The organism is Vibrio kanaloae (assembly GCF_024347535.1).
In the GTDB taxonomy this organism is placed as follows: domain Bacteria; phylum Pseudomonadota; class Gammaproteobacteria; order Enterobacterales; family Vibrionaceae; genus Vibrio; species Vibrio kanaloae.
Genome location: NZ_AP025497.1, coordinates 480,404 through 499,852 on the forward strand (window position 1 = coordinate 480,404; position 19,449 = coordinate 499,852).

The window sequence follows — 19,449 nt, forward strand, 5'->3', positions numbered from 1 at the left end:
TTATTTATCTGTTACTCATATTTACGATTGGGTTTTCTCTGGTGTAAGAATTGTTGGGCCACTGTCTTTTGCAAGCTCAGGGTAATCTAACGTGTAGTGTAAGCCACGGCTCTCTTTACGTTGCATTGCACAACGAACCATTAACTCTGCAACCTGTAGCAAGTTACGCAGTTCTAACAAGTTATTCGAAACCCTGAAGTAGCTGTAGTACTCATGAGTTTCTTGTTGCAACATCTGGATACGGCGTAGTGCACGTTCTAGTCGTTTATCGGTTCGAACAATCCCCATGTAATCCCACATGAATAGGCGTAGTTCGTGCCAGTTGTGCTGAATGATAACCTCTTCATCACTATTGGTGACTTGGCTTTCATCCCATGCTGGTAGTTCAGCACAAAGCTGAGACTGGTCGATGTTTTCAACGATGTCTTTGGCTGCCGCCCATGCGTAAACCACACATTCAAGCAGTGAGTTAGAAGCCATACGGTTCGCACCGTGTAGGCCGGTGTAGCTCACTTCACCAATCGCATATAGGTTAGTTAAGTCGGTTTGACCTTGCTTATTTACCATCACACCACCACAAGTATAGTGAGCAGCTGGTACGATAGGGATCGGCTCTTTGGTCATGTCGATACCCAAATCCATCAAACGCGTGTGGATCATTGGGAAGTGCGTGGTGATGAACTCTTCAGGTTTGTGACTGATATCGACATACATGCAATCAGCACCTAGGCGCTTCATTTCAAAGTCAATTGCACGAGCAACTACATCACGCGGAGCCAATTCACCGCGCTCATCGAAATCTTTCATGAAGCGGGAGCCATCTGGACGACGAAGGTAGGCACCTTCACCACGCAGTGCTTCCGTTAGTAGGAAGTTGCGCGCTTCTGGGTGGAATAAGCACGTTGGGTGGAACTGGTTGAACTCAAGGTTGGCTACTCGGCAACCCGCACGCCAAGCGATAGCAATACCATCACCTGAAGAGACATCTGGGTTGGAGGTATATTGGTAAACCTTTGAAGCGCCGCCTGTTGCTAGCACAACAAATTTAGCGCGCACGGTTTCGACGTGTTCTTGGTTACGGTTCCAAATGTAGGCACCGATAACCTTGTCTTTCGAACCACCAACCTTATCTTCAGTGATCAAATCTAGCGCATTGTGGCGCTCGAAGATTTCGATGTTTGGGTGGTTGTTGACGTTATCTTGTAGCGAAGTTTGCATCGCCATGCCGGTGGCATCAGCAGCGTGTAGAATTCTGCGGTGGCTATGTCCACCCTCACGAGTTAGGTGATATTTTGGCTGACCTTCCGTGCTGTTCTCATCTTTATCAAATGGAACACCACCATCAATCAGCCATTGCACACACTCTTTCGCATTTTCAGCAATGAATTGAACGGTATCTTCTTCGCATAACCCGGCCCCAGCAATTTGAGTATCCTCTACATGAGACTCAATACTGTCCGACTCATCGAACACCGCGGCGATACCACCTTGTGCGTAATACGTCGATCCTTCGCTGCGTGGTCCTTTGCTTAATACAATTACTTTTGCATGTTCTGCTACGCGTAAAGCTAATGACAAGCCTGCCGCACCACTTCCTACCACTAATACATCACACTGATGTTCACGGTTTGCGTTCATAAAACTTATTAAATCCCGGGCTATAGTCGAATTGTCTACACTCAATTGACTTTGTCTTGTTTTAGGAGTTGCAGTAAGACTGTTATAATCTTCTGAGTCATCCTAAAACGCTATGCAAAATCAAGATATAGACAGCTATCTAGAAATATTTAATTGCTCAATACCATTGCTTTTGCTCAAGTTTTCCCAAATTGATAGGGATAGCTATTTTCATTACATCACATTGTGAAACAATAATGGCAAATAATTTTAAGAAAGTTGGAACTTTCAGTATTTGGCTTAGTCACAATAGTGCTCTTGTAGACGGTGGTGTCAATACTACATTTCGCATAATTAGTACCCATATCTGTGAAGGTAAGGGTTATAACAATAGGAGTACCCGCTCGAATGAACGAGCAGCTAACCGATCAAGTGTTGATTGAGCGAGTTCAGAGTGGAGATAAGCAGGCGTTTAACTTATTAGTGGTTAAGTATCAAAATAAAGTCTGTAATCTTATCTCTCGATACGTGAATAATTCCGGTGATGTACCTGATGTAGCACAAGAAGCTTTTATTAAAGCCTACCGCGCGATACCTAACTTTCGTGGCGAGAGTGCCTTCTATACATGGCTGTATCGAATTGCCGTGAACACCGCTAAAAATCATATCGTTGCCCAGGGCCGCAGGCCACCAGCAACGGATGTAGATGCAGAAGATGCAGAATATTACGAAACAGGCAGCGCGTTAAAAGAAATATCGAACCCTGAGAACTTAACGCTGTCAAAAGAGTTGAAACAAGTTGTTTTTGGTGCGATTGAAGCGCTACCAGAAGACTTAAAAACTGCAATGACGCTGCGTGAGCTCGAAGGTTTGAGCTACGAAGAGATTGCAGAAGTAATGGATTGCCCTGTAGGAACCGTACGTTCGCGTATTTTCCGAGCTCGTGAAGCGGTGGAAAAGAAAATTAAACCTCTTTTGCAACGCTAGAACTTGTAATAATTATGGTGAAAATAATGGCTGATAAAGAAAAGCTTTCGGCACTCATGGATGGTGAAACGATCGATAAAGCTCTCATAGTAGATCTTGAATCTGATCAAGAAAGCATGAATACCTGGCAGAGTTACCATTTAATTGGTGACGTGATGCGTGGGGATGCGCCAGAAACGAAAGATTGGAACATTGCTGACAGTGTGGCAGCGGCGCTTGAAGCCGAGCCTGCGCATAGTGCAATGCCAAACCTGCACCAAGTGAATGTTGAACCTACGGTTGCTCCAATCGAAGAGCAACCAAAGCCTCAGCAAGCGAAACGTCAGCTTCCTGCATGGCTACAACAGTTTGGACAAGTTGCCGTGGCAGCGTGTGTTTCATTAGCGGTTGTATTAGGTGTTCAGCAGTATGGTGGTAGCGATCCAGCAGCACCAGAGCAGTTACCTGTATTACAGACGATTCCATTTGCGGGCTCTGCAGAACCAGTAAGCCTAACGCGAGACTCTGTTTCTAAGCCTGTATCTGAGGCTAATTTACAAGAACAACGTAAACGCGTTCATGCATTGCTGGAAGATTATGAACTGCAGTTAAGATTAAACGGTGACGCATCATCAATGGAAGATGCACATTTAGAATCGGATATTGAATGAAGAAAATCCTGGTCAGTGCACTGACACTGTTCAGCTTGATGTCTCCAACAGCCTTTGCAGAAGAACTCTCTGCAAAGGCGTTATTGCATCAAATGAATGAGGCCAGTCAGCATCTAAATTACGAACTCTCTTATATATTGATAAAGAAGAGCAGTATTGAGCCTCTGCTTTATCGTCATGCAGTTAACGACGATCAACAGCTCGCACACCTTGTTTATCTCAGTGGCCCTGTGCGTGAAGTCATTCGACGTGGCAATGAAGTTAGCTACGTCGAGCCGGGGACTGAGCCATTTACTATTTTGTCTGGCAGTATGGTTGCCCCTGTCATTCCGATGATTAATAGAGATATCGATTCTCTTAACCGGTACTACGACTTCGTAAAAGTTGGGCGATCTCGTGAAGCGGGGAGCACAACACAAGTATTACGCGTGGTGCCGAAAGATGGCCTTCGTTATTCTTACGTAGTTTGGGTCGACGAGAAAACTCATCTTCCTTTGCGTGCCGATCTTTTGGATCGTGATGGCGAAGTGCTAGAACAGTACCGAACTATCTCTTACGTGGTGAATGATAAGATCGCAGAAGCAATGGGTGGCTTGAATCAAGTTAAACTGCCGAAGGTTTTGTCATTACCAGAAGGCTTAGTGAGTGAAACTAACTGGCAAGCTTCTTGGATTCCTGAAGGATTTAAGTCAAAAGAGCTTAGCCGTTATCAAATGGCGGTGACCGAAAAAATGGTTGAGAGTCAACTTTTCAGTGATGGGTTGTTTAGTTTTTCGGTGTATATCGCCGACAAAGATGAGCACTCATTGAAAGGGCAATTGGTACGTCAAGGGCGCAGAACCTTACATAGTTTAGTGATGGGCAACAGGGAAGTATCTGTAGTCGGCGATATTCCGCCTGCAACGGCTAAGCGTATCGCTCAATCAGTCACGTTCAATAACTCGGTACCAGTGCAATGATGACCGCGTTGGCGACCGTTAGCTCAGTCGAGCAAAAAGGTAAGCAATATTTTGTTCAACTGAGCTGCGAACAGCAAACCAGTTGCAGTAGTTGCTCTTCTCAAAAAAGCTGCGGAACCGGTATCGTCACCAAGGCCGTTGGCAATAAAGCTTTGTTTTGGCAGTTTAAAACCAAAAGCCTTGTTAAAGCCGGACAAATTGTAGAGATAGGCTTCCCAGAAAAAAGTCTGCTTCAGTCGGCGGCTATTGTTTACCTCGTCCCACTTTTCATGTTGATAATTGGTGCTGGCCTTGGACAGCTCTTGTTACAACCCTTGCTCCAAGGGGGCGAAGGGGTTGTTATACTCTGTGCTGCACTATTTACCACTGCTGGTATTGCCTTGGCGAAGCGGTTAGCCAAACCAATGGAAGACAAATCCAAGCAAGAAGTCGTCTTGATTCGAATTCTAGGTGAGTCTCTCGTCTAATTTATGATGCGTCTTGCCCTTAAATTGGGTAGAATCTGCCAACTTGATTGAAATGCCGCCACCAATGCTAATATTAGGTTGGAAGCATAGCGGCTTTCTTATTATCCCTATACAAAGAGTTTAGTCATACCAAGCCTATGAAGCACATTCGTAATTTTTCGATTATCGCCCACATCGACCACGGTAAGTCGACCCTTTCTGACCGCTTAATCCAAGTTTGTGGAGGATTAAGTGAACGTGAGATGGCAGCTCAAGTCCTCGATTCTATGGATATAGAACGCGAACGTGGTATTACAATTAAAGCGCAGAGTGTGACTTTAGATTATAAAGCTAAAGATGGAGAAACTTACCAACTTAACTTTATCGACACCCCTGGACACGTAGACTTTTCTTATGAAGTATCTCGCTCTCTAGCGGCTTGTGAAGGCGCGCTACTTGTAGTAGATGCTGGCCAAGGTGTTGAAGCACAAACTCTAGCAAACTGTTACACAGCAATCGAAATGGAGCTGGAAGTGGTGCCAATCTTGAACAAGATTGACCTACCCGCAGCTGAACCAGAACGTGTTGCTGAAGAAATCGAAGAGATCGTTGGCATCGATGCGATGGAAGCGACTCGCTGTTCTGCGAAAACAGGGGTAGGTGTTGACGATGTTCTAGAAAACATCGTAACGGCTATTCCACCACCGGAAGGTGATCCAGATGCGCCTCTACAAGCCCTTATTATTGACTCTTGGTTCGATAACTACCTTGGCGTAGTTTCTTTGGTACGTATCAAAAACGGTAAGCTGAAGAAGAACGACAAGATTAAAGTCATGTCGACAGACCAAGTTTGGGGAGTTGACCGTCTAGGTATCTTCACACCTAAGCGAATCGACACCACTGAGCTGAATACTGGCGAGGTAGGTTGGGTTGTTTGTGGCATTAAAGACATTCTAGGTGCGCCTGTTGGTGATACCTTGACGCTTGCTAAAGGTGGCTGTACTGAACGTCTACCTGGTTTCCAAAAAGTGAAGCCTCAGGTATACGCAGGCCTGTTCCCTGTTTCATCTGATGACTACGAAAACTTCCGTGACGCACTAGGCAAACTAAGCCTGAATGATGCATCACTGTTCTACGAACCAGAAAGTTCAGCAGCACTTGGCTTTGGTTTCCGTTGTGGCTTCTTAGGAATGCTTCACATGGAGATCATCCAAGAGCGTCTAGAACGTGAATACGACCTAGATCTAATCACGACTGCTCCAACAGTTGTGTATGAAGTTGTAAAAACAGATAAAACCGTTCTGTACGTTGATAGCCCGGCTAAACTGCCAGCGGTTAATGACCTCGAAGAAATTCGTGAACCAATTGCACGCTGTAATATTTTGGTACCTTCGGACTACCTAGGTAACGTAATCACACTGTGTGTTGAGAAGCGTGGCGTACAAGTAGATATGGTTTACCACGGCAACCAAGTTGCTGTGACGTACGATCTTCCTATGGCAGAAGTGGTTCTAGACTTCTTCGACCGTCTGAAGTCAACGTCTCGCGGTTACGCATCATTGGATTACAACTTCCAACGCTACGAGCCATCAAACATGGTACGTGTAGATGTATTGTTGAATGGTGAAACGGTTGATGCACTAGCGATCATTACGCACAAAGACATTGCTCAGTCTCGTGGTCGTCTACTGGTAGAGAAGATGAAAGAGTTCATCCCTCGTCAGATGTTCGATATTGCGATTCAAGCTGCGATTGGTAACCACATCATTGCTCGTTCTACAGTGAAACAACTGCGTAAGAACGTAATCGCAAAATGTTACGGTGGTGATATCAGTCGTAAGAAGAAACTTCTTAAGAAACAAAAAGAAGGTAAGAAGCGTATGAAGCAGATCGGTAACGTTGAACTGCCTCAAGAAGCTTTCCTTGCCATCCTTCACGTTGGAAAAGACTAGGTATCAATCGCACTAACTATCTGCTGAACATTACTGGTTAAATCGTTTATTTCTTTGTTGCAAAGATTGCAATTAGGTCCACTAGTCACTGCACTTTACGCCTAGAACTAAGCGATGTTTCCTGCGTAATCTTCCTAGCATTTAGTCAGCATGATTGATACAAATTAGAAATATTAAGTAGAGTGAAAGGGTTATACTCTTTCACTTTCGTTATTTTTAAAGAAATGAAATTTAAGGGATATCAATGGCTAATACATTTTCACTTATCTTAGTGATCGTAACTCTAGTGACTGGCATTGTATGGGCGTTGGAAAAGTGGTTGTGGGCAAAGAAGCGCCAGCAGAAACTGGCTGCCGTTGAAGCACAATCGACAGGCCTAGACGCTGAAACGAGCGCAAAAGTTACGGCTCAGCCTTGGTGGGTTGAGAACAGTGTTTCCATTTTCCCGGTCATTGCATTTGTTTTGATTCTGCGTTCATTTATTTATGAACCGTTTCAGATCCCGTCTGGCTCGATGATGCCAACTCTTTTGGTGGGTGACTTTATCTTGGTAGAGAAGTACGCGTACGGTCTAAAAGACCCGGTATGGCGTACTCAACTGGTTGAAACGGGCAAACCAGAACGTGGTGATTCAATCGTATTTAAGTACCCACCTCAGCCTAGTATCGACTACATCAAGCGTGTTGTTGGTATGCCGGGTGACACCATTCGTTACAGCAGTCGTAAAGAGATCTGCATTCAAGCGAAGGGTACAAGTAGCTGTGATCCAGTGAAACTAAGTCACGTTGAAGAAAGCCAATTTGTTCAAGATGGTGTGCCTCTAATTCAGCTGAATGAACAGCTTGGAGACGTAGAGCACCAAATTTTAGTTAACCCATTACGCCGTGATCGTGTGCAAGCATATCAGCCTCGCAATGGTGTTAACGAGTGGGTTGTTCCAGAGGGGCAGTACTTTGTGATGGGTGATAACCGTGACAACAGTGCCGATAGCCGTTACTGGGGCTTTGTCCCTGAAGCAAACCTTGTTGGTAAAGCCGTTGCTATTTGGATCAGCTTCGAATTTGAACATGGTTCAGACAGTGTACTTCCAACATGGATTCCTACTGGTGTGCGTTTTAATCGCATCGGTGGGATTCATTAATCGATCAATTAACACATCGAGAGAGCATGAATTCTCCAATTGATAAACTAGAGAGAAAGATTGGCTATCAGTTTAATGATGCCGATCTTATCCACTTGGCGCTGACTCACCGCAGCGCCGCAGGTAAACATAACGAACGTCTTGAGTTTCTGGGCGATTCAATTTTAAGTTTTGTTATCGCTGATGATCTTTACCACCGTTTTCCTAAGGTAAACGAAGGTGACATGAGCCGTATGCGTGCAACACTAGTGCGTGGTCATACATTGGCTGAACTAGGTCGTGAATTCGAACTAGGAGATTACTTAAAATTAGGTCCAGGTGAGTTGAAGAGTGGCGGTTTCCGTCGTGATTCTATTCTAGCGGATGCGGTTGAAGCGATCATCGGCGCTGTCTATTTAGATAGTGATACCGAGACGGTTCGCGGCATTATTTTAAGCTGGTACCAATCTCGCCTAGATGCTATTCAGCCTGGAGTATCTCAAAAAGATCCAAAAACTCGCCTTCAAGAGTTTTTACAAGGTCGAAGAAATCCTCTACCTGTCTACACAGTGACTAATATTAAAGGTGAAGCACACAACCAAGAGTTTACGGTTGAGTGTGAAGTGGCAGGTGTGGATAAACCTGTTATCGGTAAAGGCACTAGCCGCCGCAAGGCAGAGCAAGCGGCTGCTGAAACAGCATTAGAGCAACTAAGCAATGTCTGATAACAACCAAGATTTCGATATCGATGCATTTTTTTCATCTGATAGCAAAAAAACGGGCCTACCGGAAAACCAGCACTGTGGCTTCATCGCTATTGTCGGTCGCCCAAACGTAGGTAAATCGACGCTTCTGAACCATATTCTGGGGCAGAAGATTTCTATTACATCACGTAAACCACAGACGACACGTCACCGTATTATGGGCGTTGAAACTGAGGGTGATTACCAAGCGATCTTTGTTGATACTCCTGGACTTCATATTGAAGAAAAGCGTGCAATCAACCGTTTGATGAACCGTGCGGCGAACAGTTCTTTGAGTGATGTGAACCTAGTCTTCTTCCTTGTGGATGGAACACACTGGACTGACGACGATGAAATGGTTCTGAACAAACTGAAGAAGACTGACTTCCCAGTTGTACTTTGCATTAACAAAGTTGATAACGTTCAGGATCGTACTAACGTCATGCAGCATATGATGGAAGTCTCTAAAAAGATGGAATTCGTTGATGTTGTGCCAATCTCGGCGAAGCAAGGTAAAAACATTGATGTACTGCGTAAGCATGTACGTGAGCATTTACCAAAAGCGACCCATCACTTCCCTGAAGAGTACGTGACGGATCGCTCGCAGCGCTTTATGGCGTCTGAGATTATCCGTGAAAAGCTGATGAGATTCACAGGCGAAGAGCTACCTTATTCAGTAACGGTTGAAATAGAGCGCTTCGATTACAACCCAGACAACGATGGCTTCCACATCAACGCCCTGATTCTTGTTGAACGAACGGGTCAAAAGAAAATGGTGATTGGTAAAGCGGGCGAGAAGATCAAAACGATTGGTCGTGAAGCGCGTATTGATATGGAAGATCTATTTGGCCGTAAGGTTTACTTAGAAACTTGGGTCAAGGTTAAATCGGGTTGGGCTGATGATGAGCGTGCACTTCGTTCATTAGGTTACATCGACGATCTATAATATATTGAACGTCACTTTCTGATATCACGAAAGTTGAACTTAATATAATTTCTAGAGAGAGTGCGAACTCTCTCTTTTTGTATCTGTAAGAAGGGTAAGTGATTGAGCGAAGGTTTACATCGATGCTTTGTGTTGCACCGTCGACCATACAGTGAGTCGAGTCTGATTTTGGACGTCTTCAGCGAAGAGTTCGGTCGGGTGACCTTGATGTCTAAAGGCGCTCGAAGCAAGCGTTCCAATTTGAAAGGTGCATTACAACCTTTTACGCCGCTATTGCTAAAGTGGTCTGGCAACAGTTCAATGAAAACCTTACGTCAAGCTGAGCCAATTAGTTTAGGGCTTCCTCTTACGGGGATAAACTTGTATTCAGCGATGTACGTGAATGAGCTGATTGGTCGAGTGTTGATGGCCGAAGTACCAATGCCTGCACTTTTTCATGACTATCTTCATGCTTTAACAGAACTGGCCCATAATGAAAATCCGGAGCCAGCATTGCGTCGTTTTGAGTTGGCTCTACTATCCGCGATGGGATATGGCGTCGACTTTTTGCATTGCGCTGGTAGCGGTGAACTGGTCGCGCCAAACATGACTTATCGATACCGAGAACAGAAAGGTTTTATTGCTTCAGTGCGTCGAGATAATCTGACATTTATGGGCGATGAACTTATCGCAATCAGCGAGCGTAGGTTTATCACTAAAGAACAGTTAAAAGCAGCAAAACGCTTTACACGCATAGCCTTAAAGCCGTATCTTGGCGGCAAACCATTAAAAAGCAGAGAGCTATTTATGCCAACAATAGCCCTCTCTAGAGCACGGAGTATTGGAAAATGAGCTCAATCCTTTTAGGCGTTAATATCGATCATATTGCAACACTACGTAATGCACGTGGGACTAAATACCCAGATCCAGTACATGCAGCTGAGATTGCTGAACGTGCAGGCGCTGATGGCATTACCATCCATTTACGTGAAGATCGTCGCCATATCGTTGATCGTGATGTGCGTATTCTGGCTGAAACTATTCAAACGCGAATGAATTTAGAGATGGCTGTGACGGACGAAATGGTTCAAATTGCACTCGATACTAATCCTGAGTTCGTTTGCTTGGTTCCTGAGAAACGTGAAGAGCTGACCACTGAAGGTGGCTTAGACGTTGTCGGCCAACTTGAAAAGATCAAAGCGGCGACGGAAAAACTGTCAGCTGCAGGTATTAAGGTGTCGCTATTTATTGATGCGGATCGTCAGCAAATCGATGCAGCTAAAGTATGTGGTGCGCCGTTCATTGAGCTTCATACTGGTCATTACGCTGATGCGAAAACAGAAGAAGATCAGCAAGATGAACTGAAAAAGATTGCAGCTGGCGCAAGCTATGCTGACGATCTTGGTATCACTGTCAATGCGGGTCATGGCCTGACTTACCACAACGTAGCACCTATTGCGGCGCTTCCTGAGATTTATGAGCTGAATATTGGCCACTCGATCATGGGACGTGCTGTCTTTGATGGCTTGAACAGAGCCGTTGCAGATATGAAATCTGTTATGGAAACAGCACGTAATAACAAGTAGTTAGGTAAGCGGTAACTTAGGTAAGCGGTAACCATAAGCGACAAATTGAGTCGTAGCATGTTGAGTAGTAACGAGTTGAGTAGTAAAGGTTAATAATGGCTGTTGTTGGATTAGGTACCGATATCGCAGAAATTGAACGCATAGAGAAGGCACTATCACGAAGTGGGGACGCTTTTGCTCAGCGTATTTTGACGAGTTCTGAATTTGAAGTATTTCAGAAAATTAAGCAAAAAGGGCGCTACCTTGCAAAGCGTTTTGCCGCAAAAGAAGCGGCATCTAAAGCGTTAGGTACGGGGATTGCCCTTGGTGTGACCTTTCATGACTTCGAGATTTCAAATGATGAACATGGTAAGCCAGTATTGATCCTACATAAGAAAGCTCGTGAAATCGCCGATACGAGTGGAACCAGGTCGATCCACCTCACTATCTCGGATGAGCGCCACTATGCTGTGGCAACGGTATTACTCGAATCCTAAACCTGTTGCCGCTAATCTAAATCTAGTGCCTAATTAATCAGCAAACATAAAAAAGCAGAGTCCATGAGCTCTGCTTTTTTATTGGTTTGTATTCTTAGTCGTTAAACGTTAAACGTTAAACGCTAAATCGCTAACTAGATATCAGATGCTAGATGGTTTTAAATAATGAACCGCGGTTGCTTGAACCTTATCTAACTCATCCTGAAGTTCAAAAAGCTCCGGTTCAATATCTTCAATGGAAATGCCAGAACGCAGCTCTTTCTCTATCGTTGCACATACCGATTTAAGCCTTGGTACACCACTATATGAGCTGCTGCCATGCATCTTGTGGATAATGTGTATTAGTTCTTCAACAGGGTAATCACTATCTTCTATCGCTTTCTCTGTTGCCTCATAAACCTCAGGAATAAAGTCCACTAGCATTTGCAACATATCTCGTGCAAGGTCTTCTTTATTGGCTGCTTGTTTCATTGCAGCTTGCCAATCTATGATGATGTTTTTGTGCACACTTATTTCACTTTCTGATATTTGGCTATGATCGATTTCTACTGAAACTGCTGGGTGGTCTGGGTCTATTTTTTCGATATGCTCAACCTCAGAGGTTGGGCTCCAATGAATCAGAACCTGTTGTAATATATGTTCTTCAATAGGTTTCGTTAGGTAGTCATCCATGCCCGCTTCAAGCAACCGGTCACGTTCGCCAATCATGGCATGAGCGGTCACTGCAATGATCGGAGTATTCGCATTATTCGCTAGTTTTTTGATATTCTGACAAGCGGTCACACCATCCATTTGTGGCATTTGAATGTCCATGAAGATGATATCAAATGGTGTTTCTGTCGCTTTGTCGATTGCCTGCTGACCGCTAGTGCAACTGATGACGGTTTCTACGCGTTCTTTCAGTAGTGCGGTAATCAATTTAAGGTTTGCAGGGTTGTCATCGACAGCCAATACGGTGAATGGAAGCTTCTCTTCCGAGTGCGTTTCAATCGCCGGCGCAATCAAGGTTGGAGCTTGGTTCGATACTAGGGTTTGCAGCAGTTTCTTACGAGAAAGAGGCTTGGTGATGCACTGAACATCCACCTCTTTCATCAATTGTTCACCTAACGCTAATTCGGTACTTGGTGTACCAATAATTACGTTCTGAGCTATTTTTTTAGCGCCAATAGCCCAACCACTTACGGTATCAAATTGGTATTCTTGGTTTGATGCAAGGTTTAGCAGAACGTAGTCATACGAGGTTGACTCGTCAGGCATCACCGAGCGATAAGTGACCACAAGCCCTTCTTGGGTTAAGATCTGTTGGGTAATTGACGCTGCTTGCATGTTTGGTTCGATCAACAGTAGTTGTTTGTTTTGCAGGCACTGAGTTTCAATCAGCTCCGTCATCGGCATATCAGTGGTAGAAAGCCTCAACGTAAACCAGAAGGTTGAACCCTGGTGAAGGCGACTGGTTAGACTGATTTCACCACCCATTTGGCTCACCAATTTTTGGGTGATAACCAGACCTAAACCTGTACCACCATAACGACGAGAAATACTTGCATCTGCTTGACTAAAGGCTTGGAAAAGCTGAGCTTGTTGACGTTCAGATATACCAATACCAGTATCGCGAACCATGAATTGAAGCTCGATATTGTCTTCGCTTTGTGAGCGAAGTTCAACGCTGATATCAATGTTGCCATGCTCAGTAAATTTGATGGAGTTACCCACTAGGTTAGTCAAGATCTGCTGGATACGTAGTGGATCACCAACAACGCCTGGCGGTACTTTAGGGTCGATCTTGAGGGTCAGTTCTAAGCCTTTTTCATGAGCATTAGTTGCTTGAAGGTTCACAACTTCTTCGAGGCTGGATTGGAACTCAAATGGGATGTTCTCTAAGGCTAGCTTGCCAGCTTCAAGTTTCGAGAAATCCAAGATATCGTTAATAATACTGAGTAGGTTGTTCGCCGAGCGTTCAATAGTTTGCAAGTAGTCAGTTTGGCTGTTCGATAGATGGGTTTTGAGCATTTGGCGAGTAAAGCCAATCACACCGTTGAGCGGCGTTCTTAATTCGTGAGACATATTCGCCAAGAATTCAGACTTAACACGAGCCGCTTCTTGAGCACGCTTTTTCGCAATGTCTAATTCAACGTTTTGAATCTCTAACTGTTCAAGTGTTTCACGTAGATCGGAGGTCGCTTGGTCAATACTGTGTTGCATTTCAACGTGATATTCCGACAGCGATACTGCCATCGCGTTGATACCGTTTTTCAGCGAGTCTAGCTCACCATGCATTTTGCCTTCGATACGTACATCGAGATGACCACGACGTATTCGGTCGACCATGTTTTTCATGTGTGTGATCGGCTGGGTCACGTCGTGCATTAAGCGGAAGGCAAACACACCTGAAAGCCCAAGCCCGAGAACCAACACTAAGAATGCAGAAAACACCTCTTGATATTGTTGTAATCGAAGTGACGAAAGGTCTAACTCTATCGCGATATAACCGATCGCTTGATTGGCTTGAGATTGGCCATTGGCTGAGTTTATATACTGACCTTCAGCAATAATCGGCGTCCGAAGAATCAGCGTGTTATCGAGCAGGTTCGATGAGCTTAAATGCGGAATCGGTTTATCTTTGGGGTAGGTCAGGCTTTCAAAGTCAGGGTGGAAGTTTGAGGTTACAAACAGCTCGTGACGTTCATCAAACACCGCGATACTGCGCACCAGCTTAGAATTTTTTCGATGCGCATAGCTAATCAGCTGTCGAACAGACTCTCGGCTTTCGAGCTGCATGCCTGATTCACTCGCAATAGCCAGTGGTTCAATGATGCTAGTACCAGTGTTCACTACTTGACCCTCAAGGTCTTGATAGCGGTTAAATGAGAAAAATGCACTCAATAGCAACCCAATAATCAATGTTGGAGCTAGAGTTAAGGTAATTACACGGGCTCTTAAGCCATATCTGGTCATGTTCTTTAATTACATCGAGGTCTGGATATGGGAAAATAACGCACACAATGGCGGTTAAGTGAACGGTAAGCTTAATCAAAGCCGTGACGTTCGACAATGATTCCAAGGCAGAATAGTGAGCCCTGGATACCAATTACTAATTAAAAGATACATTAGGCATAAGCAATGGCACGTTTTTTCCAACCAAAAAAGAAAACTCAATTCGAGACCAAGCATCAATCGGTTTTGGTTGAACGAATGGATCACAATGGCGCTGGCATCGCTTATCAGAAAAACAAACCTGTTTTCATTGATGGGGCATTGCCCGGTGAGCAGGTGGTCATTCAACTGACTGAGAGTAAGAGTAAATTTGCACGCGCGAAACTCATCAAATTATTAAAGCCAAGCGAGCAGCGCCTAAAGCCGTTTTGTAAGCACTTTAATCAGTGTGGTGGCTGTCATCTTCAGCATTTTGGTTACGCCTCTCAGGTTGAGCACAAAGCACAGTCTCTTTCACATCTGATGAGCCAATATCAAACCGTTGAAACCGAAGTTGCCCAACCTATTGTGGGTAATGAAACGGGTTATCGTCGTCGCGCGCGTATCAGCCTATTTGTTGATAAAAAGACACAGCAGCTTCAGTTCGGTTTCCGTAAGAAGCAAAGTAAGCAGATTGAAAACATCACCGACTGTGCCGTGCTTGAACCTCGCCTTAATGTATTGCTACCAAAACTGAAAAATTTACTGAACACTTTCAACAACCTTACCTCTTTAGGACACGTAGAATTGGTACTGGGCGATACTGGCCCTGTCATGGTGCTACGTCACCTTAAGCCTTTGGTTGAAAAAGATGAGCAATCTTTGATTGAGTTGGCTCAGGCAGAAGGCGCTACGCTGTATTCTATGCCAGAAGCTGATAAGTTGATTCGTTTGGTGGGTGATACGCCAGCTTATAATGAAACCGGTGTGACTTTACCGTTTGAGCCAAATCACTTCATTCAAGTGAATCAAAAGGTCAATCAACAGATGGTGGCTCAAGCGATCGAGTGGCTAGAACCTCAAGCGGATGAACGGGTGCTTGATCTGTTTTGTGGTTTAGGTAACTTCAGCTTACCTATCGCACAACAGTCGGCGTTTGTGGTCGGTGTGGAAGGTGTTACTGAAATGGTACAACAGGCCACGTCTAATGCAGCATTAAACCAGTTAAGCAATACGGAATTTTACCAAGCCAACCTTGAAGAAGACTTATCCTTACAGCCTTGGGCAAAAGAGAAATTCGATAAAGTATTACTTGACCCAGCACGTGCGGGAGCGAGTGGGATCGTTGATCAAATTTCAGCGTTAGGCGCGAAGCGTGTGGTTTATGTTTCGTGTAATCCTGCTACTCTAGCTAGAGATTCTGAGAGCTTAGAAAAACAAGGCTATCAATTAGCTAAGATTGGTATGTTGGACATGTTCCCCCACACCAGTCATCTAGAATCGATGGCTCTTTTTATCAAGGCTTAGAAGCCCTTAAACAAGGCTTAAAAATGAATCACAAAGGCGCAGTTAAGACTGCGTTGATATCAATATGAGTCGAACTAACTTGGAACCAGTTAGTCATATTGAATTGGGTATAAAACATAATAACTAGGAAGACATGATGGTTGCGGTACGAAGCGCACATTTAAACCCAAGCGAACAGTTTGAGCTAGAAAGTTGGATTGCGTCATTGAATCAAGATGCAAAGACCTCGAATAAACTGATCAAAGTTTATCTTCACTGTGAAGAGCTTTTAAAAGATCATGAACAAGCTTCGCTCTTGCTTTGGCGTGGGCGCGAGATGATCGAAATTTTGGTCACCTTGTCTATGGATCGTGCCACTTTAGTGGCAGCACAACTTTTCCCCGTCGTCTCAAGTGGTGTTTTTGAGCGCGAAGCGTTTGAAGAAAACTACGGCAAAGAAATCGTAAAGTTGATCGATGGCGTTGAAGAAATGGCGGCCTTAGGCCAGTTAAACGTGACCCTTGAAGGCAGCGCTGCCTCGGGTCAAGTTGATAACGTTCGCCGTATGCTACTGGCGATGGTCGACGACTTCCGCTGCGTAGTCATCAAACTCGCTGAACGAATCTGTAACCTTATCGAGGTAAAAAAAGCGCCTGATGCTGTGCGTCGTGCAGCGGCAAAAGAGTGTTCTAACATCTACGCTCCGCTCGCTAACCGTTTAGGTATTGGTCAGCTTAAGTGGGAAATCGAAGATTACGCATTCCGCTACCAACAGCCAGACACCTACAAGCAGATTGCTAAACAGCTGTCTGAGCGTCGCATCGTACGTGAACAATATATCACAGACTTCGTTGACGACTTAACGGCAGAAATGAAGCGTTCAAGCATCAATGCTGAAGTCAGTGGCCGACCAAAACACATCTACAGTATCTGGCGAAAAATGCAGAAAAAAGGGTTGGCCTTCGATGAGCTTTTTGATGTGCGTGCTGTACGAATTATCGCCGATCAACTTCAAGACTGTTATGCCGGCCTAGGTGTGGTTCACACCAAATATAAACATCTACCCAGTGAATTTGATGACTACGTGGCGAACCCTAAGCCAAATGGTTACCAGTCGATCCACACCGTAGTTCTTGGCCCTGAAGGCAAGACCATTGAAATTCAGATCCGTACCAAGCAAATGCACGAAGACTCTGAGTTGGGTGTAGCTGCGCACTGGAAGTACAAAGAAGGTGCTTCAAGTGGACGCAGTGGTTACGACGAGAAAATCACTTGGTTGCGTAAACTTATCGATTGGCAAGAAGAGATGTCGGATTCTGGTGAGATGCTCGATGAAGTTCGGAGCCAAGTGTTCGATGACCGTGTCTACGCCTTTACACCTCGCGGTGACGTGGTCGATTTGCCTATGGGTGCTACGCCTCTCGATTTTGCTTACCACATCCATTCGATGGTAGGGCACCGCTGTATTGGTGCCAAAGTAGCAGGACGTATCGTACCGTTTACCCATAAACTATCGATGGGCGACCAAGTAGAGATCATCACGCAGAAAGAACCGAATCCATCGCGTGATTGGCTGAATCCAACCACAGGTTTCGTTCACTCAGGTCGTGCTCGTGCGAAAATCAACGCATGGTTCAGAGCACAAAGCCGCGAGAAAAACTTAGAAGCAGGTCGAGATATCCTTGAAGTTGAACTCGCGAAAGTGGGGGCAACCCTAAAAGATGCCGACCAATATGCGCTAAGACGCTTTAACGTCAACACGCCTGATGAGCTTTATGCCGGTATCGGCAGTGGAGACTTACGTATTAACCAAGTGGTTAACCACATCAATGCACTGGTCAATAAACCAACGGCGGAAGAAGAAGATAAAAAAGCGCTAGAGAAGCTGCTTGAGTCGGAAAATAAGCCTGCACAACAGAGTCGTCCAAATAAAGACGCGGTAGTGGTTGAAGGTGTTGATAACCTAATGACACACCTCGCTCGCTGTTGTCAGCCTATTCCAGGCGATATGATTAAAGGTTACATCACTCAAGGTCGTGGTATCTCTGTTCACCGTAGTGACTGTGAACAACTAAGTGAACTTAACCTACATGCTCCAGAACGTATTATCGATACTGTTTGGGGGCATGGATTTGTCGGCTCATACATCCTAACGCTACGCGTCGAAGCGTTAGAGCGTAATGGTTTGTTGAAAGACATCACCTCACTGTTCTCGAATGAAAAGATCAGTGTGACCACAATGAAGAGCCGTATCGACTATAAACGTCAGTTGTCGGTAATGGATTTTGATTTGGAAGTGACCAATATTGAAATTCTGAGTCGAGTGACGAGCCGAGTAGAACAAATCAAAGATGTCATGTCGGTTAAACGCCTAGGCTAGTTTTTACGTCGTACTTGGCCTTCTAACTGTGTTAACTGCACTATACTCGCTTCATCACATAGGCAAGCTATGCTCAGAAGTCTCGTAAGTTTGTTGCCTTGTTAGAAGAACCAAGTACTTAGTAAAAACCGAACAATGCATTGAATGACGCGTTGTTTAACAAGAAAAACAGAAAGGTGAGTGGTTTTGGCTGCTCACCTTTTTTAGTTCTAGTATTTTTTTAGTTTGAGAACCTTTTAGTTTCAGTGAAGCTATAAGTTTAAACATCAAAGACAGTAATAGGAAGAAAACGATGGATCACCCGATTGAACACCTTGAACAGATTATGACTAAGCTGCGCGATCCTGAGGGTGGCTGTCCTTGGGATTTAAAACAAAATTTTGAAACAATTGTGCCGCATACTATCGAAGAAACCTACGAGGTGGTGGACGCGATTCACAACAAAGACTGGCCGAACCTACAAGAAGAGTTGGGTGACTTGCTGTTCCAGGTGATTTTCTACAGCCAGTTAGCTAAAGAACAGGGGTTGTTTGAGTTCTCTGATGTGGTTGATGGTATCAATGAGAAGCTAACACGTCGCCATCCGCATGTGTTCTCTGATACCGAGTTTGCCAGTGATGAAGAAATTAATGCCAACTGGGAAGCTGAAAAGGCCAAAGAAAAAGCACAAGCAGGCAAAACTCAAGAAAGTATTCTAGACTCAATACCAAACTCGCTACCTGCACTTTCGCGTGCTACAAAGATTCAAAAGCAGGTTGCGAAATTTGGCTTTGATTGGGACGCTATTGGCCCGGTGGCAGATAAGGTTTTAGAGGAAGTTGACGAAGTGTTGGAAGAGGCGCTGAAAGTAACACCGAACGAAGATTTGATTGAAGAAGAGTTGGGAGATCTGTTGTTTGCGACGGTTAACTTGGTGCGACATTTAGGTAAAAACCCAGAAACGGCGCTGAACAAAGCTAATCTAAAGTTTTCTCGTCGCTTTAAAGGGGTGGAACAAAAAGTTCGTCAGCAAGATAAAAATTTAACCGACTTTTCTCTACAACAGCTTGATTCTATGTGGGATGAGGTCAAAGTAGAAGAGAAAAGATAATCAAAGCTTTTATCATGAATTGATTTGAAGCAAAAAATAAAAAATTGCAGTGTGATAGATTTCACGTTGTGGCGATAAGGGGCTTCTGGTATATTTTCA

16 protein-coding genes are annotated in these 19,449 nt (G+C 44.5%); 14 read left to right on the plus strand and 2 right to left on the minus strand.

All coding sequences use genetic code 11. The features are described from left to right. Positions 1–21 precede the first annotated feature (21 nt). Positions 22–1,638, minus strand: coding sequence for an L-aspartate oxidase (nadB, locus tag OCV24_RS02405; protein ID WP_017056559.1), 1,617 nt, complete (start codon positions 1,636–1,638; stop codon positions 22–24). Positions 1,639–2,025: 387 nt separating this feature from the next. Here nadB and rpoE point away from each other — a divergent pair, with 387 nt between their 5' ends. From rpoE to acpS, 11 genes are all read left to right on the plus strand, one after another. Next, on the plus strand, positions 2,026–2,604 hold the full coding sequence (gene rpoE, locus OCV24_RS02410) for an RNA polymerase sigma factor RpoE (protein ID WP_004739025.1): 579 nt from the start codon (positions 2,026–2,028) through the stop codon (positions 2,602–2,604). 26 nt (positions 2,605–2,630) lie between these two features. Then, positions 2,631–3,254 (plus strand): RseA family anti-sigma factor, encoded by a 624-nt coding sequence (locus tag OCV24_RS02415; protein ID WP_077680885.1) that lies wholly within the window; start codon positions 2,631–2,633, stop codon positions 3,252–3,254. Further along, positions 3,251–4,213 (plus strand): sigma-E factor regulatory protein RseB, encoded by a 963-nt coding sequence (gene rseB, locus OCV24_RS02420; protein WP_077680884.1) that lies wholly within the window; start codon positions 3,251–3,253, stop codon positions 4,211–4,213. The genes OCV24_RS02415 and rseB overlap by 4 nt, the downstream gene beginning before the upstream one ends. After that, the gene (locus tag OCV24_RS02425; RefSeq protein ID WP_017056562.1) at positions 4,210–4,680 is read left to right on the plus strand and encodes a SoxR reducing system RseC family protein; all 471 of its coding nucleotides are present in this window, start codon (positions 4,210–4,212) and stop codon (positions 4,678–4,680) included. Before rseB ends, OCV24_RS02425 begins: the two co-directional genes overlap by 4 nt. Before the next feature lie 137 nt (positions 4,681–4,817). Continuing rightward, entirely contained in the window at positions 4,818–6,611 is a 1,794-nt protein-coding gene (gene lepA / locus OCV24_RS02430) for a translation elongation factor 4 (RefSeq protein ID WP_017056563.1), read from the plus strand. A gap of 244 nt (positions 6,612–6,855) precedes the next feature. Continuing rightward, entirely contained in the window at positions 6,856–7,752 is an 897-nt protein-coding gene (gene lepB / locus OCV24_RS02435) for a signal peptidase I (RefSeq protein WP_046223285.1), read from the plus strand. 26 nt (positions 7,753–7,778) lie between these two features. Beyond that, positions 7,779–8,456 (plus strand): ribonuclease III, encoded by a 678-nt coding sequence (rnc, locus tag OCV24_RS02440; protein WP_017059043.1) that lies wholly within the window; start codon positions 7,779–7,781, stop codon positions 8,454–8,456. After that, on the plus strand, positions 8,449–9,420 hold the full coding sequence (gene era, locus OCV24_RS02445; RefSeq protein WP_017056566.1) for a GTPase Era: 972 nt from the start codon (positions 8,449–8,451) through the stop codon (positions 9,418–9,420). The genes rnc and era overlap by 8 nt, the downstream gene beginning before the upstream one ends. Before the next feature lie 102 nt (positions 9,421–9,522). Further along, positions 9,523–10,251 carry a DNA repair protein RecO gene (recO, locus tag OCV24_RS02450; RefSeq protein ID WP_077680882.1) on the plus strand — a complete coding sequence of 243 codons (729 nt, stop codon included), beginning with the start codon at positions 9,523–9,525 and terminating at the stop codon, positions 10,249–10,251. Continuing rightward, positions 10,248–10,985 (plus strand): pyridoxine 5'-phosphate synthase, encoded by a 738-nt coding sequence (gene pdxJ / locus OCV24_RS02455; RefSeq protein WP_102508279.1) that lies wholly within the window; start codon positions 10,248–10,250, stop codon positions 10,983–10,985. The genes recO and pdxJ overlap by 4 nt, the downstream gene beginning before the upstream one ends. A gap of 95 nt (positions 10,986–11,080) precedes the next feature. Continuing rightward, on the plus strand, positions 11,081–11,461 hold the full coding sequence (gene acpS / locus OCV24_RS02460; protein WP_017056569.1) for a holo-ACP synthase: 381 nt from the start codon (positions 11,081–11,083) through the stop codon (positions 11,459–11,461). A 141-nt stretch (positions 11,462–11,602) separates the two neighbouring features. Here the strand turns inward: acpS and barA are convergent, their stop codons facing one another. Continuing rightward, entirely contained in the window at positions 11,603–14,416 is a 2,814-nt protein-coding gene (barA, locus tag OCV24_RS02465) for a two-component sensor histidine kinase BarA (RefSeq protein WP_146441157.1), read from the minus strand. Between the two features lie 165 nt (positions 14,417–14,581). Here barA and rlmD point away from each other — a divergent pair, with 165 nt between their 5' ends. The 3 genes from rlmD to mazG all read left to right on the plus strand — a co-directional run bounded on the left by rlmD (position 14,582) and on the right by mazG (position 19,350). Continuing rightward, positions 14,582–15,901, plus strand: coding sequence for a 23S rRNA (uracil(1939)-C(5))-methyltransferase RlmD (gene rlmD, locus OCV24_RS02470; RefSeq protein WP_017056571.1), 1,320 nt, complete (start codon positions 14,582–14,584; stop codon positions 15,899–15,901). A gap of 136 nt (positions 15,902–16,037) precedes the next feature. Beyond that, entirely contained in the window at positions 16,038–18,260 is a 2,223-nt protein-coding gene (relA, locus tag OCV24_RS02475; protein WP_150878407.1) for a GTP diphosphokinase, read from the plus strand. A 292-nt stretch (positions 18,261–18,552) separates the two neighbouring features. Beyond that, positions 18,553–19,350: a nucleoside triphosphate pyrophosphohydrolase gene (gene mazG, locus OCV24_RS02480; RefSeq protein WP_017056573.1), complete on the plus strand. Its 798-nt coding sequence runs from the start codon at positions 18,553–18,555 to the stop codon at positions 19,348–19,350. The last annotated feature ends 99 nt before the right edge of the window (positions 19,351–19,449 follow it).

Coding starts and splice junctions, on each gene's coding strand:
- nadB (WP_017056559.1), bottom strand. CDS start 1,638: ATGAACGCAAACCGTGAACATCAGTGTGATGTATTAGTGGTAGGAAGT.
- rpoE (WP_004739025.1), top strand. CDS start 2,026: ATGAACGAGCAGCTAACCGATCAAGTGTTGATTGAGCGAGTTCAGAGT.
- OCV24_RS02415 (WP_077680885.1), top strand. CDS start 2,631: ATGGCTGATAAAGAAAAGCTTTCGGCACTCATGGATGGTGAAACGATC.
- rseB (WP_077680884.1), top strand. CDS start 3,251: ATGAAGAAAATCCTGGTCAGTGCACTGACACTGTTCAGCTTGATGTCT.
- OCV24_RS02425 (WP_017056562.1), top strand. CDS start 4,210: ATGATGACCGCGTTGGCGACCGTTAGCTCAGTCGAGCAAAAAGGTAAG.
- lepA (WP_017056563.1), top strand. CDS start 4,818: ATGAAGCACATTCGTAATTTTTCGATTATCGCCCACATCGACCACGGT.
- lepB (WP_046223285.1), top strand. CDS start 6,856: ATGGCTAATACATTTTCACTTATCTTAGTGATCGTAACTCTAGTGACT.
- rnc (WP_017059043.1), top strand. CDS start 7,779: ATGAATTCTCCAATTGATAAACTAGAGAGAAAGATTGGCTATCAGTTT.
- era (WP_017056566.1), top strand. CDS start 8,449: ATGTCTGATAACAACCAAGATTTCGATATCGATGCATTTTTTTCATCT.
- pdxJ (WP_102508279.1), top strand. CDS start 10,248: ATGAGCTCAATCCTTTTAGGCGTTAATATCGATCATATTGCAACACTA.
- acpS (WP_017056569.1), top strand. CDS start 11,081: ATGGCTGTTGTTGGATTAGGTACCGATATCGCAGAAATTGAACGCATA.
- barA (WP_146441157.1), bottom strand. CDS start 14,416: ATGACCAGATATGGCTTAAGAGCCCGTGTAATTACCTTAACTCTAGCT.
- rlmD (WP_017056571.1), top strand. CDS start 14,582: ATGGCACGTTTTTTCCAACCAAAAAAGAAAACTCAATTCGAGACCAAG.
- relA (WP_150878407.1), top strand. CDS start 16,038: ATGGTTGCGGTACGAAGCGCACATTTAAACCCAAGCGAACAGTTTGAG.
- mazG (WP_017056573.1), top strand. CDS start 18,553: ATGGATCACCCGATTGAACACCTTGAACAGATTATGACTAAGCTGCGC.